The 24,867-nt window shown below is 56.3% G+C and carries 30 protein-coding genes and 1 pseudogene; 14 read left to right on the forward strand and 17 right to left on the reverse strand.

What is annotated here, in order from left to right; genetic code table 11:
* Positions 1-81 precede the first annotated feature (81 nt).
* On the reverse strand, positions 82-1,224 hold the full coding sequence (locus DHN60_RS10490; RefSeq protein ID WP_108837235.1) for a lytic murein transglycosylase: 1,143 nt from the start codon (positions 1,222-1,224) through the stop codon (positions 82-84).
* Positions 1,225-1,319: 95 nt separating this feature from the next.
* Complete coding sequence (locus tag DHN60_RS10495) at positions 1,320-1,784, reverse strand: cupin domain-containing protein (protein WP_108837236.1); 465 nt, start codon at positions 1,782-1,784, stop codon at positions 1,320-1,322.
* A gap of 147 nt (positions 1,785-1,931) precedes the next feature.
* On the opposite strand from DHN60_RS10495, the gene DHN60_RS10500 reads away from it, so the two are divergent.
* From DHN60_RS10500 to DHN60_RS10515, 4 genes are all read left to right on the forward strand, one after another.
* Positions 1,932-2,417, forward strand: a complete 486-nt coding sequence (locus DHN60_RS10500; RefSeq protein ID WP_108837237.1) for a VOC family protein — start codon at positions 1,932-1,934, stop codon at positions 2,415-2,417.
* Positions 2,418-2,625: 208 nt separating this feature from the next.
* Positions 2,626-3,732: a class II histone deacetylase gene (locus tag DHN60_RS10505; protein ID WP_108837238.1), complete on the forward strand. Its 1,107-nt coding sequence runs from the start codon at positions 2,626-2,628 to the stop codon at positions 3,730-3,732.
* Between the two features lie 61 nt (positions 3,733-3,793).
* Positions 3,794-4,372, forward strand: a complete 579-nt coding sequence (locus DHN60_RS10510; protein WP_108837239.1) for a nitroreductase — start codon at positions 3,794-3,796, stop codon at positions 4,370-4,372.
* Entirely contained in the window at positions 4,369-5,088 is a 720-nt protein-coding gene (locus tag DHN60_RS10515; protein ID WP_108837240.1) for an EI24 domain-containing protein, read from the forward strand. Before DHN60_RS10510 ends, DHN60_RS10515 begins: the two co-directional genes overlap by 4 nt.
* Here the strand turns inward: DHN60_RS10515 and DHN60_RS10520 are convergent.
* Together DHN60_RS10520 and mce are read right to left on the reverse strand one after the other, a co-directional pair.
* Positions 5,045-5,320: a DUF1467 family protein gene (locus tag DHN60_RS10520; RefSeq protein ID WP_108837241.1), complete on the reverse strand. Its 276-nt coding sequence runs from the start codon at positions 5,318-5,320 to the stop codon at positions 5,045-5,047. The genes DHN60_RS10515 and DHN60_RS10520 overlap by 44 nt on opposite strands.
* Positions 5,320-5,724: a methylmalonyl-CoA epimerase gene (gene mce, locus DHN60_RS10525; protein ID WP_108837242.1), complete on the reverse strand. Its 405-nt coding sequence runs from the start codon at positions 5,722-5,724 to the stop codon at positions 5,320-5,322. The genes DHN60_RS10520 and mce overlap by 1 nt, the downstream gene beginning before the upstream one ends.
* Positions 5,725-5,857: 133 nt before the next feature.
* Between mce and DHN60_RS10530 the strand changes: the two genes are divergently transcribed.
* Positions 5,858-6,577 carry a response regulator gene (locus DHN60_RS10530; RefSeq protein ID WP_108837243.1) on the forward strand — a complete coding sequence of 240 codons (720 nt, stop codon included), beginning with the start codon at positions 5,858-5,860 and terminating at the stop codon, positions 6,575-6,577.
* Positions 6,578-6,584: 7 nt separating this feature from the next.
* On the opposite strand, the gene DHN60_RS10535 is transcribed toward DHN60_RS10530, so the two are convergent.
* The 3 genes from DHN60_RS10535 to katG form a co-directional block, all read right to left on the reverse strand.
* Positions 6,585-7,310: a GNAT family N-acetyltransferase gene (locus DHN60_RS10535; RefSeq protein ID WP_108837244.1), complete on the reverse strand. Its 726-nt coding sequence runs from the start codon at positions 7,308-7,310 to the stop codon at positions 6,585-6,587.
* 232 nt (positions 7,311-7,542) lie between these two features.
* Positions 7,543-9,393, reverse strand: coding sequence for an aspartate--tRNA ligase (gene aspS / locus DHN60_RS10540; protein WP_108837245.1), 1,851 nt, complete (start codon positions 9,391-9,393; stop codon positions 7,543-7,545).
* 147 nt (positions 9,394-9,540) lie between these two features.
* Entirely contained in the window at positions 9,541-11,718 is a 2,178-nt protein-coding gene (gene katG, locus DHN60_RS10545; RefSeq protein ID WP_108837246.1) for a catalase/peroxidase HPI, read from the reverse strand.
* 216 nt (positions 11,719-11,934) lie between these two features.
* Here katG and DHN60_RS10550 point away from each other — a divergent pair, with 216 nt between their 5' ends.
* From DHN60_RS10550 to DHN60_RS10570, 5 genes are all read left to right on the forward strand, one after another.
* On the forward strand, positions 11,935-12,825 hold the full coding sequence (locus DHN60_RS10550) for a hydrogen peroxide-inducible genes activator (RefSeq protein WP_108837247.1): 891 nt from the start codon (positions 11,935-11,937) through the stop codon (positions 12,823-12,825).
* A 557-nt stretch (positions 12,826-13,382) separates the two neighbouring features.
* Positions 13,383-14,021 (forward strand): hypothetical protein, encoded by a 639-nt coding sequence (locus DHN60_RS10555; RefSeq protein WP_108837248.1) that lies wholly within the window; start codon positions 13,383-13,385, stop codon positions 14,019-14,021.
* Positions 14,011-14,889 carry a CPBP family intramembrane glutamic endopeptidase gene (locus DHN60_RS10560; RefSeq protein ID WP_159089173.1) on the forward strand — a complete coding sequence of 293 codons (879 nt, stop codon included), beginning with the start codon at positions 14,011-14,013 and terminating at the stop codon, positions 14,887-14,889. The genes DHN60_RS10555 and DHN60_RS10560 overlap by 11 nt, the downstream gene beginning before the upstream one ends.
* Before the next feature lie 57 nt (positions 14,890-14,946).
* The gene (locus DHN60_RS22285; RefSeq protein ID WP_159089174.1) at positions 14,947-15,246 is read left to right on the forward strand and encodes a hypothetical protein; all 300 of its coding nucleotides are present in this window, start codon (positions 14,947-14,949) and stop codon (positions 15,244-15,246) included.
* A 65-nt stretch (positions 15,247-15,311) separates the two neighbouring features.
* Positions 15,312-15,638, forward strand: coding sequence for a hypothetical protein (locus DHN60_RS10570; protein ID WP_159089175.1), 327 nt, complete (start codon positions 15,312-15,314; stop codon positions 15,636-15,638).
* Between the two features lie 251 nt (positions 15,639-15,889).
* On the opposite strand, the gene DHN60_RS10575 is transcribed toward DHN60_RS10570, so the two are convergent.
* Genes DHN60_RS10575 through DHN60_RS10595 form a run of 5 tightly spaced genes read right to left on the reverse strand, consistent with a single transcriptional unit; the run spans position 15,890 to position 19,861 of the window.
* A complete protein-coding gene (locus DHN60_RS10575) occupies positions 15,890-17,617 on the reverse strand; it encodes a SulP family inorganic anion transporter (RefSeq protein ID WP_108837252.1) in 1,728 nt (575 codons plus the stop codon).
* Between the two features lie 27 nt (positions 17,618-17,644).
* Entirely contained in the window at positions 17,645-18,073 is a 429-nt protein-coding gene (locus DHN60_RS10580) for a TIGR01244 family sulfur transferase (protein ID WP_108837253.1), read from the reverse strand.
* Positions 18,074-18,094: 21 nt separating this feature from the next.
* On the reverse strand, positions 18,095-18,979 hold the full coding sequence (locus DHN60_RS10585; RefSeq protein WP_108837254.1) for an MBL fold metallo-hydrolase: 885 nt from the start codon (positions 18,977-18,979) through the stop codon (positions 18,095-18,097).
* A gap of 11 nt (positions 18,980-18,990) precedes the next feature.
* Positions 18,991-19,422 carry a YeeE/YedE family protein gene (locus DHN60_RS10590; RefSeq protein ID WP_108837255.1) on the reverse strand — a complete coding sequence of 144 codons (432 nt, stop codon included), beginning with the start codon at positions 19,420-19,422 and terminating at the stop codon, positions 18,991-18,993.
* A gap of 4 nt (positions 19,423-19,426) precedes the next feature.
* Positions 19,427-19,861 (reverse strand): YeeE/YedE family protein, encoded by a 435-nt coding sequence (locus tag DHN60_RS10595; protein ID WP_108837256.1) that lies wholly within the window; start codon positions 19,859-19,861, stop codon positions 19,427-19,429.
* A 119-nt stretch (positions 19,862-19,980) separates the two neighbouring features.
* Here DHN60_RS10595 and DHN60_RS10600 point away from each other — a divergent pair, with 119 nt between their 5' ends.
* On the forward strand, positions 19,981-20,283 hold the full coding sequence (locus DHN60_RS10600) for a helix-turn-helix transcriptional regulator (RefSeq protein ID WP_108837257.1): 303 nt from the start codon (positions 19,981-19,983) through the stop codon (positions 20,281-20,283).
* Positions 20,284-20,328: 45 nt separating this feature from the next.
* Entirely contained in the window at positions 20,329-20,916 is a 588-nt protein-coding gene (locus tag DHN60_RS10605; protein WP_234423602.1) for a hypothetical protein, read from the forward strand.
* 403 nt (positions 20,917-21,319) lie between these two features.
* On the opposite strand, the gene DHN60_RS10610 is transcribed toward DHN60_RS10605, so the two are convergent.
* The 3 genes from DHN60_RS10610 to DHN60_RS10620 form a co-directional block, all read right to left on the reverse strand.
* A complete protein-coding gene (locus tag DHN60_RS10610) occupies positions 21,320-21,595 on the reverse strand; it encodes a hypothetical protein (protein WP_108837258.1) in 276 nt (91 codons plus the stop codon).
* Between the two features lie 193 nt (positions 21,596-21,788).
* The gene (locus tag DHN60_RS10615) at positions 21,789-21,995 is read right to left on the reverse strand and encodes a hypothetical protein (protein WP_159089176.1); all 207 of its coding nucleotides are present in this window, start codon (positions 21,993-21,995) and stop codon (positions 21,789-21,791) included.
* A 213-nt stretch (positions 21,996-22,208) separates the two neighbouring features.
* Complete coding sequence (locus tag DHN60_RS10620) at positions 22,209-22,865, reverse strand: Crp/Fnr family transcriptional regulator (protein ID WP_108837260.1); 657 nt, start codon at positions 22,863-22,865, stop codon at positions 22,209-22,211.
* A gap of 412 nt (positions 22,866-23,277) precedes the next feature.
* Here DHN60_RS10620 and DHN60_RS22650 point away from each other — a divergent pair.
* Positions 23,278-23,610 (forward strand): annotated as a pseudogene (locus tag DHN60_RS22650) (IS3 family transposase); the annotation flags it as partial.
* 43 nt (positions 23,611-23,653) lie between these two features.
* On the opposite strand, the gene DHN60_RS10630 reads toward DHN60_RS22650, so the two are convergent.
* Entirely contained in the window at positions 23,654-23,878 is a 225-nt protein-coding gene (locus DHN60_RS10630; RefSeq protein WP_108837262.1) for a hypothetical protein, read from the reverse strand.
* A gap of 273 nt (positions 23,879-24,151) precedes the next feature.
* On the opposite strand from DHN60_RS10630, the gene DHN60_RS10635 reads away from it, so the two are divergent.
* The gene (locus DHN60_RS10635) at positions 24,152-24,487 is read left to right on the forward strand and encodes a hypothetical protein (RefSeq protein WP_159089177.1); all 336 of its coding nucleotides are present in this window, start codon (positions 24,152-24,154) and stop codon (positions 24,485-24,487) included.
* A gap of 35 nt (positions 24,488-24,522) precedes the next feature.
* On the opposite strand, the gene DHN60_RS10640 is transcribed toward DHN60_RS10635, so the two are convergent.
* A partial coding sequence (locus tag DHN60_RS10640; RefSeq protein ID WP_159089057.1) for an integrase core domain-containing protein occupies positions 24,523-24,867 on the reverse strand: 345 nt, incomplete at its 5' end.

Consider the following 24,867-nt stretch of genomic DNA (forward strand, 5'->3'; position numbering starts at 1 on the left):
GGTCCATCTTAACAGATGGTTAAACCGCCTCTGTAACCCATTGAAACTCCTACACGCGCAAGATGTCCCAGCGTGGGACACTCACCCCCCAAGACTTTGCAAGAGCGCCTCAGACGGGTCTCCCGTCGCCTCAACCCCAATGCTGGTCTGATAGGCCGAAATCGCCGTCCGGCTTTTCGGCCCGATCACCCCATCCGCCCCACCGGTGTCAAACCCGCGGGCCGTCAGCCTCTCTTGCAAGGAAATCCGCTGATCCTTGACCAGCCCATATTTATCCGGCGGGAAAGACGCCCGGATCGGCCCGCCACCCGCAATCCGGTCCGCCAGATGGCCAACACCGATGGCGTATGAATCCGAGTTATTGTACCGCTTGATAACGTTGAAATTCGACGTCACGCTGAACGTCGGCCCGCCCGGCTGCGGCGTTAGAGACCGGCCCGGCCCTGGCCCTTCAGTTCCCCACTTCAAACCGCGCGTCCACCCGTTGCGCGACAGATACGCAGCGGTCGAGGCCAGCGAATCCGATGGGTCGTCCGACCAGATATCGCGCCGACCATCGCCTGTGAAATCCACAGCAAAAGCCTGATAAGAGGTCGGGATAAACTGCGTGTGCCCCATCGCCCCGGCCCATGACCCCTTGAGGTCAGACGCGGCCACGTCGCCCGATTGCAGGATCTTCAGCGCCGCCACCAGTTGCTTTTCAAAAAACGCGCCGCGCCGCCCGTCAAAAGCAAGTGTAGAGGTCGCCGACACGACCGGAACATTACCCCGCCGCTCGCCAAAAAAGCTCTCCAAACCCCAAATCGCCGTCACGATTTCGGGCGCAACGCCATAGCGTTGCTCGACTGCCGCCAAGGTGTCGCGATGCCGGGAATAGGCCGCGCGCCCCTTGCTCACCCGTTCGTCCGAGGCCGCGATGGACAAGTAGTCTTCAAGCGTGCGCGAAAATTCGACCTGGTTTCGGTCCCGTTTGACGACGCCGGGCAAATACCCCGTACCGCGAAACCCTGCCGCCAGTGTAGAATCGGACAACCCCTGCGCTCCGGCGCGCCCACGAAAACTACGCACCCACGCATCATAGGCCGCATTTGGCGTGGGCCGTAAATCAGCAGGGAGCGCGCCCCCGGTGGAATTGGCAGGAGCCCCGGATCCGCCCCCCGTGCTACACGCGGCAAGGCCAAAGGCGCCCAAAGTCAAAAGGGCCGTTCTGCGGGTTAGGATCATGGGTCTGCTCACCTCATTGTTTGAGGCAGTCTAACGCGCATACGATCAAGCGCAAAGCGGGTTTCACACACATCAGCGCACCTACGCGCAATCCATCACGCCTCTGGCAAAACCTGCGTCCCGTCCCCACGGAAATAGCGCCGCCCGTCCGGATCATATCGCAGAACAACATCGTGGTCGGGGTAGTGAACGGTATCCGCCGCAACGCGTGTCCCCACCACCAGAAAAATGGCCTCCTGATCGGATCGGTTCTCAAGGCAATGGCCGACGGGCACTCCAGCCTTCCATCCAGCAACGTCACCTGCACCCAGCGGCGTCTCGCCCTCCTCCATCAACACCAATGTGCCCGATAGTACACATATCAACTCATCCTCCCGCTCGTGCCAATGGCGATGGGATGAACGTGACCCGGGCGGCAGTTTTTCTAACCGAGCGCCAAATTGCGTAAGCCCGATGACATCGCCCAGCGCGATGTCGGCACTCGGCCCATCGTCCTGACCGGAAATGGGATGCGGGCCGCCTGCGTGCAGCCTCCACTGATCCGTTTTGATCTTTGGCATGTTTGCTCCCGATATCCTCTGTCCGACAGGCCCAAAACAAACCGCATCTCTGCAACTGCGCACCAATGCTGCGCAAGGCTGCGGCTTGTTCGACCGGTCCTGCCCACCCTATCTCTTTGTTACTCGTTCTAAAGGAAAGGAACGCTCATGTCTGGAAAAGCACCGGCTGACACGCGCGTCGGCCACATCCATCTCAAGGTCAGCGATCTTGACCGTGCCATCCACTTCTATGGCGACGTACTCGGTTTTACGCTCACTCAGCGCTATGGAGATCGGGCAGCGTTTCTCGGGGCGGGCGGATATCACCACCATATCGGTCTGAATACATGGCATTCTCTCGGGGCCGGGCCAGCGCCGGAACGCGCCGCAGGCCTCTATCACTCCGCGTTTCTCTATCCCGACCGCGCCTCGCTTGGGGCGGCATTGCAACGCGTGATAGATCACGGAACCCCGCTGGATGGAGCCGCAGACCATGGTGTGTCCGAGGCCGTCTATTTCCGCGACCCGGATGGCAACGGAGTCGAGCTTTATCGGGACCGCGACCGCGCCGATTGGCCCGTGGATGCCAATGGTGATCTTACCATGGTCAACGCACCACTTGACGTTGACGCTTTGCTGGCAGAAGCACGTTAGGGCATTGGCAACCGCTGTCGGCGCGCGCACTGTGAAACCGGTATGCGTGCACAAAGCGGTGCACGAGGTGTGCACGCTCAGTGCATCGCAATTTTCCTGTTTTTGTGCGCGTTAACCTTAATTCGCTCGGCTTCAGGGATTTCCAGCAGCGCGCGTTGCGCCGGGGTGCGATTTCGGCCACTTTGCGCGGGCAAGAAAAGGGGACGATATGAGCACAGGGTTTTACTGGGACGAACGCAGCATGTGGCATGCGGGTGGGAACTATGCCTTCACAGTCCCACTGGGCGGGCTGGTGCAACCACTCGCCGCCGGGGGCCTGCCCGAAAGCCCTGAAACCAAGCGCCGCCTCAAGAACCTGATGGACGCCACGGGGCTGATCCACGATCTGTCTGTCGCCTCCGCGTCGCCCGTTACAGAGACTCAGATATTGGCGGTTCATGATCCGGAATACATAAATACATTCAAAGCGTTGTCGGATGAAAATGGCGGCGAAATTGGCCATCATGCCCCTTTCGCCAAAGGCGGCTATGACCTCGCCGCTCTCTCCGCCGGGCTCGTGACCACCGCCGTGTCAGATGTGTTGGCAGGCACCCACGCAAATGCCTACGCCCTCAGCCGTCCTCCGGGCCATCACTGCCGCGCAGACGGCCCCATGGGCTTTTGCCTGCTGGCCAACATTGCCATCGCGATCGAAGCGGCTAAATCCGCGCAGCCCGGCCTAAGAGTGGCCGTGCTAGACTGGGATGTGCATCACGGCAACGGCACCGAAAGCATCTTCTATGACCGAGACGACGTCCTTTCGATATCGTTTCATCAGGAAGGGAATTATCCTTTAGATACCGGTCACATCAGTGATCGCGGCGTGGGTCTGGGAGAGGATCACAACTTCAACCTGCCCCTGCCCGCCGGCACCGGGCACAGCGGCTATTTGCACGCCATCGACCGGGTTGCGATACCGGCCATTGAACAGTTCAACCCTGACCTGATCATCGTCGCCTGCGGGTTTGACGCTGCCGCCCCGGACCCACTGGCCAGCATGCTGTGTATGGCCGAGACATTTCGCGAAATGACATTGAAGGTCAAAGCCTTGGCGGAACGCCTCTGCGACGGAAAACTGGTGCTGGCTCATGAGGGCGGCTATTCGGAAATTTACGTCCCCTTCTGCGGACATGCTACGATCGAGGCTCTGTCGGGCAGCGCCATCACCGCGCCCGACCCCCTCGCCCGCGCATTCTCCTCGCGCCAACCAAGTGCGCGGCTTGAGGCGTTCCAGTTTGGCGAAATCGACCGTATGGCCACAGAATTAGGCCTCTAACCCCTTGACGTCGCAGCCCTTCGCCACGACATGACCCTCAACATGTAAAAAGGCGTAACATATGCCCACCCCAAACCCTGCCGCCCTCGACTTTCTTCTGACACGACGGTCCCGCCCGGCCAAAACGCTTGCCGAACCAGTGCCGGATCGCGCGACATTGGAAACCTTGCTGACGGCCGCCGCGCGCACGCCCGATCATGGCAAGCTGGAGCCGTGGCGTTTCATCGTGCTGGGCAAGGGTGCGATGCCCCGTCTGGCCACCGCTGTTCAAGCACGTGGTGAGGCTCTTGGCTTGGACGCCGAACAGATCACCAAAGGACGTAACCAGTTCGATCAGGGCCACCTCGCGGTGGCGGTGATCGAGATGCAAAAACCGTCTGAGAAAACCCCGGCGTTGGAACAAACCTACTCTGTCGGAGCGGTATGTCTGGCCTTGCTGAACGCTGCACTCGCGGCAGGTTGGGGGGCCAACTGGTTGAGCGGATGGCCCAGCCACGATCGCGGGTTTATGCAGTCAGAACTGGGGCTTGAGGCGCATGAGCGCATCGCCGGATTGATCCACATCGGCACCGAAACCAGCACACCGCCTGACCGCCCGCGCCCCGATATGTCCAAGATCACAACATGGGTAGACACATGATCCTGTCGTCTTTCTTTGCAGCGCTCGGTCAGATGGGCGATCCCCGGTTTCGCCGGGTGCTCTTTCTTGGTCTCGCCCTAACAATCGCACTTTTGATCGGGGCCACATCGGGACTTGTCTGGCTGATCGGCTGGCTGACAGCGGACAGTGTTTCGGTCCCTTGGTTTGGGGAAATCACCTGGTTGGATGATGTCGTCAGCTGGGGGTCATTCTTTTTGTTTTTTGGGCTGTCGATCTTCCTGATGATGCCTGTGGCCTCCGCGATCACCTCCATGTTTCTGGACGAAGTGGCCGCAGCAGTCGAAGAGCGCAATTACCCCCACCTGCCCCCCGCAACGCCTGTGCCTTTTGGCGATGCGCTGGTTGATACCGTCAACTTTCTGGGGGTGCTGATCGGAGCCAACATCCTAGCGCTGATCCTCTATGCGATGTTCCCGCCCACGGCAGTTTTTATCTTTTGGGGGCTGAACGGGTTTTTGCTGGGACGGGAGTATTTCACGCTCGCCGCTATGCGTCGCGTCGGACGCGTGCGGGCCAAAGAACTGAGGCGCGCGCATTCCGGCACCGTGTGGATGGCGGGCACACTGATGGCGATCCCGCTGTCTATCCCATTGATAAACCTACTGATCCCGATCATCGGGGCAGCGACGTTCACGCACCTGTATCACCGCCTTACAGAGGCTCAAGCGCCCGATCAAACCAGCTCATATCGCTAAGGGAAATCCAACCCGACAAGATGATACCGGCGATGATGACCCACAGGACGAACGCAACCCCTGTGACGATCCACGCCTTGCGCTTTGTGTGATGATGCTCGGGCGCGCCTGCGTGGGTGCCCGGCTCGATCTTGCCCAAATCTCCTTGGGTTTGCACCTTGATCGGCAGCGCGATCAGGAAACACATCCACCAGATCACCGCATAAAGGACGAGGGCCGAGGTGATTCCCATCAGACCTGCTCCAATTCGACCAGACAGCCATTGAAGTCTTTGGGATGCAGGAACAAGACGGGTTTGCCATGGGCCCCAATCTTGGGTTCGCCAGTGCCCAGCACCCGTGCACCGGTTGATTTCAGGTGATCACGCGCAGCAATAATGTCATCGACCTCGTAGCAGACGTGATGCATGCCCCCCGATGGGTTCTTTTCCAGAAAGGCGGTGATCGGGCTGTTTTCACCCAAGGGATACAGCAGTTCGATCTTGGTGTTGGGCAGTTCGATAAACACCACCGTCACCCCGTGATCAGGCTCGTCCTGTGGCGCGCCGACATTCGCACCCAGGGCATCGCGATACTGGGCTGCGGCGACCTCGAGGTCGGGCACGGCGATTGCAACGTGATTGAGGCGTCCAATCATACATAGCTCCTGAAGTGGTGTTGAATTTGTGCCCTTATCGCCAAGCTTGTGGGCGCACGCAAGCGCGGCGTTAACTTGCAGTTAGGCAACGGTACGTAACGATGAGTCGCGATAGCTGCCTGGAGATCAAAAAATGGATAACACTGACCCGTTTGCGCCAAACTACCCGGCCCCCACCGCAATGCGCCCGCTGCTGGGCCTGACCGTACTTGTGATTGAAGACAGCCGATATGCCTGTGAGGCCCTACGCCTGCTTTGTCTGCGTAGCGGGGCGCGGATCAGGCGGGCCGATACGCTGCGCGCCGCGCGACGCCATTTGCAGGTCTACCGCCCCTCGGTTGCAGTCATTGATGTGGGCCTACCCGATGGAAATGGTGCCGATCTGATCCGCGAACTGTCCACGTCCAATCGGCGCCCGGATGTCATCCTTGGCACCTCTGGCGACGACGACAACGAGGCCCTCGTAACAAAAGCGGGTGCCGATGGGTACCTCAGCAAGCCCGTCATTTCTCTGGCAACATTTCAGGACCAAATTCTGTCGAATCTGCCCAGGGACCGGCATCCTACTGGCCCCCGTGCCGTGCCCGAAGAAATCATACAGCCCGACCCAATCGCATTCCGTGATGACATGGCCCATGTCGCAGACGTGATGGAGGAGGCCGGCGACACGCGAACACTGGACTATGTCGCCCAGTTCCTTGGCGGAGTGGCGCGCAGTGCGGATGATAGCGAATTGGCACTGGCCACTGAATTGCTGGCCGCCAGGCGGGCACGCGGGGGTTCTGCTGCGTCCGAAGCGGCAACTGTCGCTGGGCTTGTCCAACGCAGGTTGGCCAGCAAGATCGCGATCTGAGGCGCCTCTAGCCGATCAAAGACGGGTCTTCAGCCGCACGGACAAGTTGGGTCAGATCTGAAAGACGTTCTTTTTGCGTCCCATCACTGTCAAAGTTGGAAGGGTCCAGCCAAACGCGAAACGCCTCTTTCAAACTGGGCCATTCACGATCGATGGCGGCAAACCAGGCCGTATCCCGGTTGCGCCCCTTGACCACGGCCGCCTGCCGGAAAACCCCCTCGTAACTCAGGCCAAGGCGCTGTGCGGCGCGGCGCGACCCTTGGTTCAGTGCATCACATTTCCACTCGAACCGCCGGTATCCGGCATCAAAGGCCCATGCCATCATCTGGTAAAGAGCCTCGGTTGCGGCCCGGGTTTGCTGCAAAGCAGGGCTGAAATTGATGTGCCCTACCTCGATACTGCCTGCGCCGGGTGCAATGCGCAGATAACTGGCAACCCCCTCATAATCGCCGCTTGCCTTGTTCTTGATCGCATAGAATTCAACCGTGTCGTCAGTTTCCGTCTCGCGCATCCAGCGATGGTATTGAGAAGAGGATGAAAATGGACCGTAGGGCAGATATGCCCAGACGTGATCCTGCCCCACGTAGGCGCGATAAAGCAAGGCTGCGTGCTTTTCCGCGACCAGCGGTTCTAGCCGGCAATATGTACCGTCCAGTATCAGCGTGTCATTTGGCGCAGGCGGCGGTGTCCAATCAGGAACAGGATCATGGTGTGGGCGATAAAGTACAAACATACCGTGTAGTTAGGCGCAGTCGAGCACAACACCAAGTAAATTCATTCAAGCAACTACGACAACGGCCTAAATCCGGACCAAGCTCGACGTCGGGAAACGCCAATTGCTCAAAAGCTGCCCAATTGATGCCCGTCAAGAGGTACAGGTTGTCGGCCCTGCCAATCAACTTGCGGGGCCCCCTAACCTTGCGCGGCTCACCTGCCCGCACGACATCGCGCGAGCGAAGGTTCGACTACTCCTGCGGAATGACGCGCAAGCCCAGTTCCATCAGCTGATCGCTTGTCGGTTCGCTTGGCGCATTCATCATCAGGTCTTCGGCCCGTTGGTTCATCGGGAACAGGATGACCTCGCGGATGTTCTGTTCACCCGCCAGCAGCATCACGATCCGGTCGATACCCGCCGCACAGCCCCCGTGGGGCGGCGCGCCATACTGGAACGCGTTGACCATCCCACCGAACCGCTTGCGCACCTCGGCCTCATCATAGCCTGCAATTTCAAACGCTTTGAACATGATCTCGGGGCGGTGGTTCCGGATCGCGCCGGACACCAGTTCATAGCCGTTGCAGGCCAGATCGTACTGGTACCCGAGAACATTCAGTGGGTCGCCTTGCAACGCTTCCATACCGCCCTGCGGCATGGAAAACGGGTTGTGTTCAAAGTCGACCTTGCCGCTTTCTTCATCGCGCTCATAGATCGGGAAATCGACAATCCACGCAAAGGCATAGCGGTCTTGGTCCGTCAGCCCCAACTCGTCCCCAATGACATTACGCGCGCGGCCCGCAATAGCCTCGAACGCCTTAGGTTTGCCACCAAGGAAGAACGCTGCATCACCCACACTCAGGCCCAGTTGCTGGCGAATGGCTTCGGTGCGCTCTGGCCCGATGTTCTTGGCAAGCGGACCCGCGGCTTCCATGCCGCCTTCGACCTCGCCGGACTTCAGCTTGGCCTGCGCTTCTTTGACCGGAATGCCCAGTTCTTGCGCGACAGAGTCAGCTGTCTTTTCGCGCCAGAAGATGTAACCCATCCCCGGCAGCCCTTCTTTCTGGGCGTAGGCATTCATGCGGTCACAGAACTTGCGCGACCCGCCTTTGGGCGCGGGGATAGCGCGGATTTCTGTGCCTTCTTGCTCAAGAAGCTTGGCAAAGATTGCAAAACCGGAGCCAGCAAAATGCTCGCTCACCACCTGCATTTTAATCGGGTTACGCAGGTCGGGTTTGTCCGATCCATACCACAGGGCCGCATCGCGGTAGCTGATCTGCTCCCACGTCTCATCCACTTTTTTGCCGCCGCCGAACTCTTCGAATACGCCGGCCAGCACGGGTTGGATCGTGTCGAACACGTCCTGCTGGGTGACAAAGGACATCTCGAGGTCGAGTTGGTAAAAATCGGTGGGCGAGCGATCTGCGCGTGGGTCTTCGTCGCGGAAACAAGGCGCGATCTGGAAATACTTGTCAAAGCCCGAGACCATCAGCAACTGCTTGAACTGCTGCGGCGCCTGCGGCAGGGCGTAGAATTTGCCCGGATGCAAACGCGACGGCACCAAGAAGTCACGCGCGCCTTCAGGTGAAGATGCTGTGATGATCGGCGTCTGATATTCGCGGAACTCCTGATCCCACATGCGCTTGCGGATCGACGACACAACGTCACTGCGCAGCTTCATGTTCGCCTGCATCTTTTCACGACGCAGATCGAGATAGCGATAGGTCAGCCGTGTTTCCTCGGGATATTCCTGCTCACCAAAGACCATCAGCGGCAACTCATCCGAGGCCCCCAATACTTCCAAATCGCGCACAAACACCTCGATCTCGCCAGTCGGGATCTTTGGGTTCACAAGAGACGCATCGCGCGCCTTCACTTCACCGTCGATACGGATGCACCATTCGCTGCGCAGCTTTTCGACCTCGCCAAAGACGGGGCTGTCTGGGTCGCACAGCACCTGCGTCATCCCGTAGTGGTCGCGCAAGTCGATAAACAGCACGCCACCGTGGTCGCGCACCCGGTGCACCCAACCCGACAGGCGGACGGTATTGCCCACATCCGCCGAAGTCAGCGCGGCGCAGGAGTGAGAGCGGTATGCATGCATGGGTTTGGTCCCTTCGGGGGTGGTCAATTGATCGGCGCAGATACACCGGGCATGGGGTGGAAAGTCAAGGCGGCAAGCGACGCCTGCCCAACGCAAAACGCGGGCCCTGTGACAGGCCCGCGTTTGTCTGTGTGTTTGTGGTCCCGATCAGGCCAGAAGGTCGAACCGGTCGGCGTTCATCACCTTGGTCCAGGCCGCGACGAAATCCTTCACGAACTTGGCCGCGTTGTCGTCTTGCGCATAGACCTCGGCATACGCCCGCAGGATCGAGTTTGAACCAAAGACAAGGTCTGCCCGGGTGGCCGTGAACTTGGTCTCGCCTGTCGCGCGATCCACGATCTCATACGTCCCACCTTCGGCTGGCTTCCAGCTGTAGGCCATGTCGGTCAGGTTGACGAAAAAGTCGTTCGTCAGCTGGCCCACGCGGTCGGTGAAGACACCATGCGCGGTTCCGCCGTGGTTGGTGCCCAGTACGCGCATCCCGCCCAGCAAAACTGTCATTTCCTGACCGTTCAGACCAAGCAGTTGCGCGCGATCTACCAGCATGTCCTCGGGGCTCTTGGCCACTTTGTCCATGTGCCAGTTGCGGAACCCGTCAGAGAAGGGCTCAAGCACGTCAAAGCTGGGCCCGTCTGTCATCTCGTCCGTGGCATCGCCACGACCGGGTGTGAAGGGCACGGTGATGTCGAACCCAGCGGCCTTTGCCGCCGCTTCAACCGCAACGTTGCCCGCCAGAACGATCACGTCAGCGATGGATGCGCCGGTTTCTGCTGCAATCGGCTCAAGTGCGGCCAACACTGCGTCCAAACGAGCCGGTTCGTTGCCTTCCCAGCCGCGTTGTGGTGCCAGACGGATGCGCGCGCCATTGGCCCCGCCCCGCTTGTCAGATCCGCGGAAGGTGCGTGCGCTGTCCCATGCTGTCGCGATAAGGTTGGCGTGGGACACGCCTGCGTCGGCGATCTTTGCCTTGACTGCCGCCACATCGTAATCGGTGCTTCCTGCGGGGATCGGGTCTTGCCAGATCAGGTCCTCGGCGGGCACATCGGGTCCGATGTAGTTGGCTTTGGAGCCCATATCGCGGTGCGTCAGCTTGAACCAAGCGCGCGCAAACGTGTCGCGGAAATAAGCTTCGTCCGCCATGAACTTTTCACAGATTTCACGGTAGATCGGATCGACCTTCATCGCCATGTCCGCGTCCGTCATCATAGGCATGCGACGGATCGACGGATCAGAGGCATCAACCGGCATATCCTCTTCCTTGATGTCGATGGGTTCCCACTGGTTTGCGCCTGCTGGGGATTTGGTCAACTGCCACTCATAACCGAACAGCAGCTTGAAATAGCCCATGTCGAACTTGGTTGGCTCCGTCGTCCAGGCACCCTCGATGCCGGAAGTGACAAGCGAGCTTGCTTTGTCGGTCTGGTTGGGGTTGGTCCAGCCAAAGCCTTGGGTTTCGTAACCTGCGCCTTCGGGTTCCGCACCCATCGCGCCGGCGTCGCCGTTACCGTGCGCCTTGCCGACGGTGTGACCACCTGCGGCGAGAGCAGCGGTTTCTTCGTCGTTCATCGCCATCCGCGCGAATGTTTCACGGACGTGCAGCGCTGTGCGCGCTGGATCAGGATTGCCGTTCACACCTTCGGGGTTCACATAGATCAGGCCCATGTGCACAGAGGCCAGCGGGTTCGCCATGGTGGACGGGTCTTCCAGATCTTCATAACGGTTTTCGCTGGGTGCGAGCCACTCGGCCTCTTCCCCCCAGTTGATGTCGATGCCGGGCGCCCATGTGTCCGCGCGACCAAAGCCAAAGCCGAAGGTTTTGAACCCCATGGATTCATAAGCGATGTTACCAGCCAGCAGCATCAGGTCAGCCCAGGACAGCGCATTGCCGTATTTCTTTTTGATCGGCCACAGCAGGCGACGTGCCTTATCAAGGCTCGCGTTGTCAGGCCACGAGTTCAGGGGGGCGAACCGCTGATCGCCTGCGGACCCGCCGCCGCGACCGTCTTGCATCCGGTATGTGCCCGCAGCGTGCCACGCCATGCGGATCATCAGGCCACCATAGTGCCCCCAGTCCGCCGGCCACCAAGGCTGGCTGTCTGTCATCAGCGCGTGCAAATCAGCCTTGACCGCGTCGTAATCTAGACCCTTCACAGCCTCGCGATAGTCAAAGTCGGGGTCCATCGGATCAACGCGCGCGCCGTGTTGGTGCAGAACATCAATGCTCAGAGTTTCCGGCCACCAATCCTTGTTCGTGCGACCGCCAAAGGTGCTGTGCAAGGTCGCCCCGTGCATCACCGGGCATTTGCCAACGTCGTTTCCGTCCATGTCTGTCTCCGATCAAAGGTTTCTGGTGGCGAGTTAAGCCAAAACCACGGTGGGTCTAGGCTCGATTGCCTATTTGTTTGTCTGGGTCACAAAAGGAATTTGGCCGCAGCGCGATTCGCGTTTGGCTGACTATCCCTCCTGTGGCTGAGAGACGCATAGCAAGATCGCGCCATAGATTTAAGTTGCATTTTTTTATTGCTGTCATAATTTTTAATTATGAATAATCTCACCCTCCGTCAGCTGACATATTTCGAAGCACTTGCCCATGAGGGACATTTCGGACGTGCCGCTGAACGCTGCGCAATTTCGCAGCCCGCCCTTTCAGTACAGATCAAGGACCTTGAAGAAAGCCTTGGCTTTGCCCTGTTCGAACGCGGGCCACGGCACGTCCGCCTGACTGCGTTAGGAGAAGCGTTTGCGAGACGCGCCGGCGACATCCTGCGGGCTGTTGCCGATATGAACGATTGGGCTGAAACCGCAAAAGGCGGGCGGATTGAACGGTTGCGGCTTGGGGTAATCCCAACAATCGCGCCCTACCTGTTACCGCGCTTTATCAGCAACGTGACCCAAGCCTACCCCACCATAGACCTTCATGTGCGTGAAACCGTTACGCCGCGGCTGATCACAGAGTTGCTTGATGGGCGCCTTGATGCAGCCATTGTAGCGCTGCCAACGGATGAACCTGCCCTTGCGGAAATGTCCCTATTTACCGAAGAAATGGTGCTGGTGCGTCCCGAAAAGGACTCTGGTGCACCTCTCGTTCCGCCCAATGCTCTGGATGAAATGCGCCTGTTGCTGCTAGAGGAAGGCCACTGTTTTCGTGACCAGGCCCTGTCCTTTTGCAACATCAGCCCGGCACGGCCGCGTGACGGGCTGGATGGCAGTTCGCTGTCGACACTGGTTCAAATGGTTGGCGCGGGCATCGGCGTGACGCTGATTCCGGACATGGCCGTCGATGTCGAAACCCGCTCTGCTCCGGTCTGCATAACGCGGTTTGACACCCCTCCGCCGACACGCACCGTGGGCCTTGTCTGGCGCAAGTCCAATCCGATGACAGACGCGCTGCGCGAGATTGGGCATATTGTGCGTGGTGCGGCACAGGCCTGACCTGTCTTTTAACCTCACACACAACACGCAGAAATGACCGCTATGCTGTCCGCATTCGGCCGCGCGACTAACCGGGTGGAGAACAACCAGCTGAGTGGGGTGGAGACAGTGATAAAACCAACTGGGTGCGGATCACGGTATCGGCCTGAAAGCTTTGCACCACGCGACGTTGCTCAATGCCAGAACCGCCTTTCCTAAGTTCCCACACGCAAACGACTATCCGATGGGTGGCCATTTTTTTAACGCATTGCGCTGACGAACGGACATCCGACAGAAACAGTCGGATGACCGCGTTGAGCCCGGTGCGGCGGATGCAACGCTTTGCCTGAATGGCGGCACAGCCGTTTCGCCCCCTATCCGGCCCGTGGAAGCAAGCCAGCAGACATCGAATGCTCGAGACCAATAGAAGCCCAGACAGAGAGAAGATGGCAGCTTGATCTGATCGTAAAACTGTCCAGACTAAAAAAGCATGCTCAAGGCCGCACAGTTGGTGCTGTTTCCGGCACCTCTGGCACTGCTGGACTGTGCCAAAGGCAAAACGAAAGGACTGCACTTAAATGAAGTTACTTGCAGGTGTTGTTCTAGGCATTTTTGTCGGAGCTTTGGGAACCACGGTATTCATTGTCAATCGGGTGAACGCCCTTGCCAAAGTCGATTTCTCAGTTGTGACGCCATCTGTATCATCAACAGTCTTGTCGGCGGTCCGCGAAGCTGAAACTGATTTCTACGCCCAACAACCAGCACTGCGCCGACTGATCGAATACGGGCAAGATGTCGCCGCGTTCTTGTCTCCATCGCTTGTCTACAAGTTTGATTTTTCAGTGGGACCGTTCCGCCTAAAAGGGCACACTCTAAATGAGACCATCCCTTGGGCCCTTGAGAATGGATATCTCGAACTGCAGAGGAGTCCCGTGGCAGACTTTCACTGGCTGTACGTGTATTTGGCGGAACAGCCAGGCTTGGCAGATTGGGGCGCCGCTGTTCTTCTCGAGCGTTTGCGTCAAAGGCATCCTCAACTGTCGAAACTATCGTGGCAGGAGATTTCTGCTGACCCAAGTCTGATCGCAAAGGTCTATTCCGGCTACATCGGAGCCGGTGGTGATTGGGAAGCTTGGAAAGCCGATTTGATACCTGGTCGGGTGGCGGCAGAGCGCATGAAATTGGATATACAAGGGAATTTAGCCAGTGACGAGTAAGGAAAACCCGAAGTTCTTCATGGATCGTCTAAGACGCGCACCTCTATTGGTCACCTTTGGTGCCATATTGTTGTACTTTTTTATCTTGGCAGCGCCGTCTCTCCTGTCTTCAACGTCATTTGGCGGTGACGTATCCAAAACGCCGCAATCTCTGCCCAAGAACCAGCTGCCGCTAGAAATCGGCCTCGCAACTTCAGCTCTTTTTATCGTCTTCCTTTTGGGTTGGGGGCGTGACGCTAGGGTTACGTCGAAACCTTCCTGGAGCGGTTTTTGGTACGCTGTGCCACCTGCGGCGATCACCCTACTCATATTGGGGATTGGTGTAGCAACGGCCAGCCTACAGGGAATAGACGCCACGCTCCTGCTGACAAGCGAATTGGTGATGGCAACACTGTTACTGGTTATTTTTGTCGGGGTTTTCGAAGAAACACTCTTTCGAGGCATTGTTTTGCACGGCCTTGAGATCCGCTTTGGTCCAATCATTGCTCTTTTGGGTTCGTCAGTTCTGTTTGGATCTATGCATTATGTAAATTGGGTCGGGGGCCAAGACCTTCTATCGACACATCAGCAAGTAATCCACGCTGCGCTAAGCGGAGTTCTTTATGGAGCGATCGCACTTCGGTGCCGTTCAATTTGGCCGGGAGTTTTTCTACACAGCCTTTGGGATTTTACCGTATTTGTGAATGGTGCCTTGGGGGCCGGCAACCCAGTGCAAGGTGATCAGGTGACCACCTCCGAAGGTTTTGGTGCCATGGTCTTCCTGTTTCTGTTGCGCTATTTCGAGCCGATCCTTGGTCTCATCGCGCTCCTTGGCTGGTTCAGGTGGTCCAAAAAACAGAATACGACCAGATCAGATAATGAATATTGACGGGCTCTGCTCAAATCCTGACAATCTACGTACGTTAATCAATTGGGAGCCAGAGCGATGAAGAAACGAGTTTTACTAGGTTTTATCAGTCTGTGCTTTAGCGCCTCCGCAGTTTCCGCCTTCGACCGAGAGACAACAGATGCGTTAAAGGCGTGTCACGATTATGCGTGGAGCGTGGATGAATACGCGGATTTGCCCAATGCGGCAGTATCCGTCTATCCACTGATGACTGATGGCAAGGTGATCACAACCGTTTGGCACATTATGTGGGATGATCCGGTCGTTCGGGCCGCTGGCAATTGCACAGTGATCGAGGGAAACGTTGAGGGCTTTGAAGACTACACCAAGCAAAATTGAGCGAGAGAAATGCTTACGCATCAAAATTCTCGCAAGAAGTGAACTGCGGCGGGAGGACAAACCAAATGATTAGAGCGATAACTTGGCCAACGACGTTCATGGTGGCTGCATCCCTGTTTCTAGGCGTGGCCGGTTGCGATGTCGCCGCACCAGCTACTGCCGTGGACGACCCGGATCCTGATTTCAATTTCGTACGAAGCTATCGAAGCCCTTCTGACGAATGCCAACTGGTTGGCGAAAGCGCGTTCACGGTTGATTTCCTGGACGATGCGGCGGACCTTGTCGCTTGCCCTACGGGGTCCGAAGATCTGACGTCCCTGATTGCCGAAACAGAAACGGCGATCCTCACTCAGACACAAAGCTATTCTTTAGTGAGCGTGCCGCGTCGTTAGACCCATTTGCGGATTACAGGCGGCTTTGCACATTTCAGCCAATGCACCTCGGTTTCGCGGCGTTTAAGCCACCCTTCAAGAACAGGACCGCAGTCCAACAACCGCTGAGACTGCTCCATAAACAAAACCGAACGTTGGTTAGAATTCTGGACTACGACAGCCATGCGGGACAAAGTTACCGTTCGCGGCACGCCCTCCAATGGCAGATCCTATGATATTGCTTTCCATCATCGCATTTGAATACGCGGTGATCACAGTTCTGATTTAGCACGTAGAGCGGTTTGAGCCCCGTGTTGGCTCAGGAACACTTCGCCGCTCAATACCTCCAGAAATCCGGTCGCGCTTAGCTGATCCATAACTGGGCCCTTCACTTCGGAAAAGTGAAACGTGACGCCGCCAGCCCTGAGCCGCGCGTTAATCGCCTCAAGCGATTCCAGTGCGGACATATCGATCGTGTTTACCGCCGAGCACATCAGCACGACATGTTGAAGCGCGGGGTGTTTGGCAACTTCGTCATAGATGCGGTCTTCCAAGAAGCGCGTGTTCGCAAAGTACAGGCTTTCATCGACGCGTATCGTCAGGATCGTTGGATCGGTCAAAACATCATGGCGCAAGACGTTGCGATAATGTTCGGTCTCGGGCACTTGACCGACAATTGCCATGTGGGGGCGTGATGTTTTGTAGAGGTGAATGAGGATCGAAATCGAAACGCCAGCTGTGACGCCCAATTCAACACCCATCAAAAGTGTAATGCTCATCGTCGCCGCGACGGCCGCGAAATCCGCTTTTGAATGGCGCCAAGTCTTTTTTAGGATTGAGAAATCAACAAGCGAGAGGACAGCAACAATGATCGTGGCTGCAAGCGTCGCTTTCGGCAGATGGTAAATTAGAGACGTCAAAAATAGCGAGGCTGCAGCGAGGCCAATCGCGGTGTATGCCCCCGCCGCAGGTGTATCCGCACCCGCGTCATAGTTCACAACAGACCGAGAGAAACCTCCCGTTACCGGGAATCCGCTTGTAAAAGACGCGCCTAAATTGGCCGCACCTAATCCAATCAGTTCTTGATCAGGATCAATCCTTTGGCGCTTTTTCGCGGCCAAAGTTTGGGCCACAGAAACGGATTCGACGAACCCGATAACAGAGATCAACACAGCAGCGCCAATCAGATTAGACCACATATCCATCGAGAAGGATGGCAAGGTGAGCGGTGGCAGGCTCTGGGGCACATCCCCAACAACTTGCACTCCATTTGCGGCAAGATCAAAGAACCAAACAACCAAAGTTGTGGCCACAATCGCGGCGACAGGTCCGGCTTTCGCAACGATCCCAGCAATACGTGGGGCAACCCCTAGGCTGACAAGCAGTGGCAGTAATCCTTTGCGCACCCAAAACAGGAACCATGTGGCCCCTGCGCCAATAATTGCGGTGATCCAGTTTACTTGTGACGCATTATGCACAAGCGATCCGACAAGATCAGGCAACGTATGCCCATGAGCGTCGATGCCTAGAATATTCTTCAGCTGACTTGCCGCGATGATGATGCCTGTTGCGGTCATAAAACCAGCGATCACGGGGTGGGACAAAAAGTTCGCCAAAAAGCCCAATCGAAACAAGCCAAGGGCGAGTAATATCAGGCCAGACAGAAACGCCAGCGTGATCGCAGCCGCAATATATTCAGCCGTTCCGGGCACAGCGATTTTGCTGACGGCGGCCACTGTCATTAGCGACACAACCGCGACAGGCCCCACAGCCAACGCCCGGCTTGTTCCAAAGATCGCATATAGGACAATCGGGACCATCGACGCATAGAGCCCCATTTCCGGCGGTAGACCCGCAAGTAGGGCATAGGCCAGGGATTGGGGGATCAGCATGATCGTCACGATCACTGCGGCCACCAGATCGTTGGTCAGTGTGCCACGGTCATATGTGCGGCCCCAGTCGAGGATGGGCAGGTATTTCGCCATTTGCATCGTATTCATGACCCGCGACCCATTTTCCGCTTTCAGTTATGCAGCCCGTGCAGCAAGCCGGTCCGCCAGAGCGGAAAGATCAAAACCTGCGGCTTTTGCCTTGCGCAGGATCTCGTCAGGTGACTGTCCATGCTCGACCGCGGTTAGCGCCCAAAGCGACGTCGCGCGCAGCCCGCTTCGGCAATAGGCCAAGACCGGGCCATTCGTTCCCGAATTGATCGCGCTGTATGCATGCACGTCGTCATCCGTGATATTGCCCGATATGACTGGAATCTGATGAACCGTGACGCCCAATGCACCCGCAGCGTCACGCAGCGAGGAAATGGCGGGCTGATCGGCTGTCTCGCCCTCGGGGCGAAGAGCGATGACAGTCCTGATGTTCAAACGTTTCAGATCGTCCAGATCGGCAACAGAAATTTGCGGCCCGACATATGTCCGGGCATCAAGTTGTTTGATTTGCATCATCTTTTTCCTAATGAAACAGGTTCAGAGTTGGTTCAAAGGCACCTTCAATACAGGTCGACCATCTGCATCTTCGGGCAGTTCACCAGCACGCATATTGACCTGCAAGGACGGAAGGATCAGCTTGGGCATGGCCAGCGTTGCATCACGTTCAGAGCGCAGTTTGACAAAAGCCTCACGGCTCATGCCACCACCAACGTGGATGTTGTTTGCCTTCTCCTCGGCGACTGTTGTTTCCCATGCAATCTCGCGACCGTTTGGTCCGTAATCATGGCACATGAACAACCGCAACTCATCAGGCAGGGCGAGAACTTTCTGAATCGAGTCGTAAAGTTCGCCTGCGTCCCCACCCGGGAAATCAGCGCGCGCCGACCCGCCGTCAGGCATGAACAACGTGTCACCCACAAAGGCCGTGTTCCCCATGACATGCACCATGCAAGCCGGCGTATGGCCCGGCGTTGCCATAGCAAAGGCGTCAATCTCGCCGATCTTGTAGCGGTCGCCATCTTGGAAAAGCGCATCAAACTGCGACCCGTCCCGTTGGAAATCAGTCCCTTCATTGAAGATTTTCCCGAACGTTTCTTGGACCTCCATGATCCGCGCACTGATGCCGATTTTGCCGCCCAGCTTTTCCTGCAAATAGGGTGCGCCAGACAGATGGTCCGCATGGACATGGGTTTCAATGATCCATTCCAATGTCAGCCCATGTGTTGTGATATGATCTACGATCCGATCCGCATGGTCATGGGTGATGCGACCAGATGCGTAGTCAATGTCCAGCACGGAATCCACAACCGCGCAGGCCTTGGTGTTCGGGTCGGAGATGACATAGCTGATCGTGTTAGTGGCTGCGTCAAAGAAAGCTTCGACGTCTGGTTTCATCGACATATCAACGGGATAAGTTTGCATTGTCTTTCCTTTCAAACGGCAAGGGTTTTGCGTTGTGATGTTGTCGCGTACTTGGCGACGACTATGCCAACCAGCATTGCAGGAACGAACCAAAGCGTGCCGATGGCGCCCAATGGCAGTGCCGTCACTGCCGGACCGGGGCAGAATCCGCCCAAGCCCCAGCCTACGCCAAACGTGGCGGCCCCAACGATAAGCCTTGCATCAAAATCAGTGCGTGTTGGCAGATGAAATGCGTCATGAAACAGAGGCTTTGCGCGTTTCTGAACAAACCAGAACCCTGGCGCCGTCACCATGATCGCGCCGCCCATAACAAAAGCAAGACTGGGGTCCCAAGTGCCGAATAGATCAAGGAAGTTTTGGACTTTGGCGGGGTTTGCCATGCCAGAAAGGATCAATCCGGTCCCAAACAAAAGCCCTGCAAAGAGAGTGCTGAGGATACGCATGATCTTAGCCCCCCACGACATGGCGCAGAACAAAGACGGTCACGAAGGCCGTGGCCATGAACGTCAGCGTCGCAGCAATTGAGCGCGCTGATCCGCGCGAGATGCCACATACACCGTGACCACTTGTGCAGCCATTCCCCATGACCGAACCAAACCCGACCAGCAGACCAGCGATCCCAAGCAGTAGCGCATTGTTTGACACCACTTGGACAGGTGCAGCGCCGGTTAACAGAAACCAAAGCGGTGCCGCGAGCAGGAGGCCAATTAGAAATATGATGCTTTGTGGCAATCCGGCCTTATCAACCATAGGCGGCAATATGCGTGACAAGATGCCACTGATGCCTGCGATCCGTCCGTGGGCCGCCATTAACACAATAGCTGACAAGCCAATGAGCACGCCGCCAAGCAATGATGCAAAGGGGGTAAAATCTGTTTCCATCTAGTAACTCCTTATCGTGTTGCATAGTTTTTTTGCGCGCGTTCATACCGACTCGCTTGCTCTTATATACGCAATCATTTATATAAGCATTAATCGATATACAAGAGGTAATTTGCCCAATGCTGGACATCACAGCTCTCGAGCCAAAAATTGCAGAAGCAGCCAAACTGATGGAAATGCTGTCACAACCGGTGCGCCTGCGCCTGATGTGTATTTTGCTGGACGGCGAGCAAAGCGTTCTAAGCCTCGCCGACAGTGCCGGTCTTTCCCAACCCGCGATGTCGCATCATCTTAAAAAACTTCGAGACGCTGAATTGGTTGAAACCAGACGGGATGGTCAAACCATCTATTATTCGGTGAAGGGTGTTGAGGTTGTGGAAGTCATCTCGGTTTTGCACCGCCTCTACTGTCCACAAGATTAAATGTGAAATAGCCCTGCACCGCTTGGAGACAAAATGGAGTTTGCGATGACAAAATCAAAGATCGTTATCGGCGTTGCGGTCGTGGCAGTTGCCCTTGGCTTCGCCTTCAAAGACACAATCCAGACCCAAGTGTACGCGTTCATGCACAGTAGCATGCACGACCGGCACGGAGCGGATGGCATGGGGCACGACATGCAGAATATGCCCGGCCTTCGCGGCGCGAATGCATCACAAGCTGAGACCGACGAGCTCGCAGTTATGTTCGAAAACTTCGATACCATCACGCGGGAAGTCATCAATCTGCCGAACGGAATACGCACAGTCACGCGTTCGTCTAACGAAGATGTTATGGCCGTGCTGGTCAGCCACGTTGTCGGAATGGTTGACCGCGTCGCGCGCGGCGATGACCCCCAGGTTTTCATCCAAAGCCCAACACTGGATATTCTGTTTGCAAACGGAGCCGAGATGAAATCGGAGATAGAAGTAACTGAAGAAGGCATTGTAGTCGTCCGGACGTCAGCTAATCCTGACGTCGTCGCAGGGCTGCATATCCACGCAGCAGAAGTCTCGGACATGGCCGAACGCGGCATGCAAGCGGTCCATGACGCGATGATGCGACGCGCCGGCAACTGATCCTGTGAAAGGGATTTTGAAGCATTCAAGACTTTGGATCGGCGCTACTTGGACAATTCTGTCCGCATCCCAAAAGCGGACTTTCGCTGCGGTATAGAAGATCGGTAACGGCTCGAAGCCGACGTCCGCTGCAGTTTTAACAATTGACTACATTGGGCTCAGAGCGGACATGCGGCGGCGCAGCTGCCCAGTTGGTTGGTCAGTCGCGTCTTGGATTGGCCTCTCCCAAGGATCACGGTACGTTCACCAGCCGGCGGCTGAGGAGGCTTGCAAGCTGCAAATTGGTCGTTGTGTATCCCAATGACTTCACCTCGGGTCGGAGCAACTCCTTTCCACTAACACCAAATAACCAAAAACGCTGAATGGCGGCTTTGCTCCAAGACTTGAAGAGTCCCCTTGGAACCTATTCTTCAATAAGTTCTTCTACAGCGTCGATTTCCTTAACTTTCTTACCGAGTTCGCTTTCTCTCACTGCATAGTATCGCTCTTGAAAGTCCAAATCATCTGGCCCGATCGAGCAACCGGGCATCTTAATGCAACGCTCGATAAGTTCAATTTTTCCTTTGGACCCGAATTGAATCTGGACTGCCCTCACAAATTTGGGGCCGCCCATACTGATGCAGAGAAACAGGCCTACTGTGACGGCAACGAGAACTAGATTTTTGGTCTTTTTTGACACTTGGGCCCCTTTTTTGCATCGTTACTTATGAAAGCCATTACTACTTCAGCAAATCTCTGACGATCCCCACAGCATCGACGACTGTTGAAAGATCTTCGGAAACTTCAAGAATTTCATCGTCCACACGAATGTAGCGATTTCCGTTTCCAGGCGCTTTCAGGTTCCACTTCGACAGATCCCCGATATCCGTGTACTATAGATCACCAGAGAGTTTCGCCCCGCGTGTGTACTTTTTGACCTGTCCGGGTGGAATTGTCTTTGGCCCTTTGCCTGGCTTGCCCTCCACTTGAACTTTGTTGCCCTTGGGCTTTCCGCCCTTGTCTTTGGCAAGTGCCGGATCGGCATACCCGAGCGTTAGAACAAGACAAAACGCGGAAACAATAGCTGTGAAGTATCTCATATGTTGTGTCCCGTTTTTGAAAAAAGCCTGAGCGTTGATCAATTGCGATTGGGGCCTGAGGAGTACCTTCACCCAGGCGTGAAAACAAGCGACATCGCGTTACAGGGTGTCTCTATGTCCAGAAGCCATGCAGTTCGAAGTCATGCTGGGTTGCTTGAAAGACTGGCCGAGTAACTGACGCGGTTTACCGACAACACACAATCGTTGGCCGACTTAAATCCCAGCAATCTTTCGCAAAGTCACTTCGTTTTTCACTTCTACAAACCCGCGGCCGGTCTGCAGAGTGCCTTGCTTTTTCCAACCTGACAGCACCTTAGACACTGCTTCCCGCGAAGCACCGGCCAATTCTGCTAACTCGGAGTGTGATAGCATCAGGCGGGCGCGCCCTTCACCATCCCTCGATGCAAACTGCAACACCTTGCGCGCCAGTCTTTGCGGCAATGGCATAAAAACATATTCATGCAGCTGTAGGTTCATATAGCGCATGCGTTGTCCCATAAGGCGAAGAAGGTCAAACGCAAGTCCGGGACTGCCCGCAATCGCACGTTTGAGGTCTCCATGACGCAGCATAAGAAGTTGGCACTGTTCCAGTGCAACTGCTGTTGCGGTCCGTGGGCCAGGATCGAATAGCGCGATCTCGCCAAACACAGCACCCCGAGACAAGACATCAAGGCCAAGCCTTCGCCCGTCTTCACAGGCAATCGAAATCTCTACGCGACCCGAAAGCACCACGTAGAGCGCGTCACCTTGGTCGTCTTCGCTAAAGACAGTTTCGCTGGCTGCTAGCCTGATGGGTCTGGCAGCGCCCAGAAGCGCCGAGCGCAGGTCCTGCGACCCGACGTCGTTCAGAATGTCATCTTCAAGCAACATAGCAAGCCTCAGCTACACTAACCGTCGCACTATATCACAATTGCTGCGCCAGTGGGACGCGGCACTCTTGGCGCGCTCCTGATGGCGTTCAACCTATGTGTCCTAGTTCACAGACCAGACATACGACTCAGGGTAGTTTGAGTTTATTCACAGGAGGCAAAAATGACTTACCCAAAATCATTCCGTAGCGTCGCAGAACGCGCCCACTTCGCCAGCATTTTTAATTCCCTGCTGCGAGGATGTCAGCGTTGTTCAGAAATGCAGTCCCGAGTGAACCGGTACCATTAACTGAAAGTAACCTAAGACCGCTTTCAGACCAGAGAACCTGTCTGACGTCAGCGCTTGTGGGTCCAAATAGGGTCGCTGTTTAAGAGAGTTTTTGTTGCTCATCCTAGCCACCGAGAAGTGGAAGATGAGAAAGACAACGAAGAGCCAAGGCGAGAAGATTGTCAAAGATATCAGGCGTGCGGCGCGCAAGCATTATTCATCTGAAGAAAAGATCAGGATCGTCTTTGATGGTCTGCGTCTGGAGGACAGCAAAGCTGAGCTTTGCCGTCGTGAGGGGATGTCTGAGGGCATCTATTACAAGTGATCCAAAGGCTTCATGGAAGCCGGGAAGTAGCGCCTGGCTGCGGCCACAGCGCGCGCCTCAAACACGGACGACGTGAAGGAAATGCGCCGTAAAGCGAAGGATCTCAAAGAGGTGGTCGCGGAACAGACGCTTGAACTTCGCCTTCTCAACAAAGCATGGCAGCGACAGAGGGTCCGGATCATGCTTGCTCACCCATTCAATCTTCTCTTGTCGCCAATGCCGCGGCGATATCTTCGGCGGCGATCTGTTGCGCCGCGGCTTGCAGATAGGCTGGAAAGAGCGGGTGCGCTCTGGCAGCGGCGTCTTGACCGAGGCTGTCTGACAGCTCCCCATCAAAGGTGAATTTGATGGCTGTCACGGCAATGTTGTCGGCCGCCATCAGCGTGTCCACCCGGCGGAGGTGTTTCAACTGTTCACTCATTTGGTCTACTCCCTGATTGCCAAATTCGGAGGCTTTTCGCACTTTGCGCTGTTCGGCGCACTTACTTTTTTCAGGTGCGCACTTGCGGTTCGCAGACGAGCAAAACGAGCTTCGCCCGCCCCCACACGCGCGAGGCCCCCCAAACTTCAAAAGCTGATGTTGCAGCCATAATTTGCAGTTCTAATTCTCGGCCTTGAAAGTCGTCTCCTTCCAAGTCAATTCTAGTGACCACAATATATAGGGGACGTAACCTTGGGAGTACCAAACGTGGTGATGACTATTCGAGCAGGCTTGCTAACTGCATTACTGTTCCTCTCAACCAGCTTGGCGGCTGGCCCCGTTGAAGACGAAATCGAAAGGCTATCGACCACTTTCAGTGGAGGGGATGACGTTCTGTTCGCAGATGCAAAGCTGGATACAGCCGTGCTGATCCCCCAGTTCTATGCAAATCGCGACTATGTTCTGGGTTGGTACGGCTCGGCCAACGTGGACCAGCTTTTTGCAGAACTGAACCGTGGTCTTGAACAGGGCTTTCGCCCAACAGATTTTAACCTTCCGTTGCTCTACGAATGTCCGTCGTCAGGGTTTTTGGAACCAATGGCGGCTTGAACTAAGAGAGAGTTTGGCTCATCTGGTTGGTTGCATTATGCGGCGCGTTGTCCGTGATGCAAGCGCCGCGCTTCGAGTGTCTTTCGTTTGATCCTTTCTCTTTCCTGTAGAATGGCTTTGTCCCTGCCGAAGTAGACGTTGGCGGGCGTGACGTTGTTCAAGCTTTCATGGTAGCGTTGGTGATTGTAATGATCGACGAAGGTTTCGATCTGGGCTTCGAGATCACCCGGTAAGAAGTAGTTTTCTAGCAGGATGCGGTTCTTCAGGGTCTGATGCCACCTTTCGATCTTGCCTTGGGTTTGAGGATGATATGGAGCGCCGCGAGAGTGCTTCATGCCTTTGTCCTGCAACCATTCAGCCAGTTCTCCAGAGACGTAGCT

The sequence above is a fragment of the Tateyamaria sp. Alg231-49 genome (genome assembly GCF_900143535.1).
Taxonomy (GTDB): Bacteria; Pseudomonadota; Alphaproteobacteria; order Rhodobacterales; family Rhodobacteraceae; genus Tateyamaria.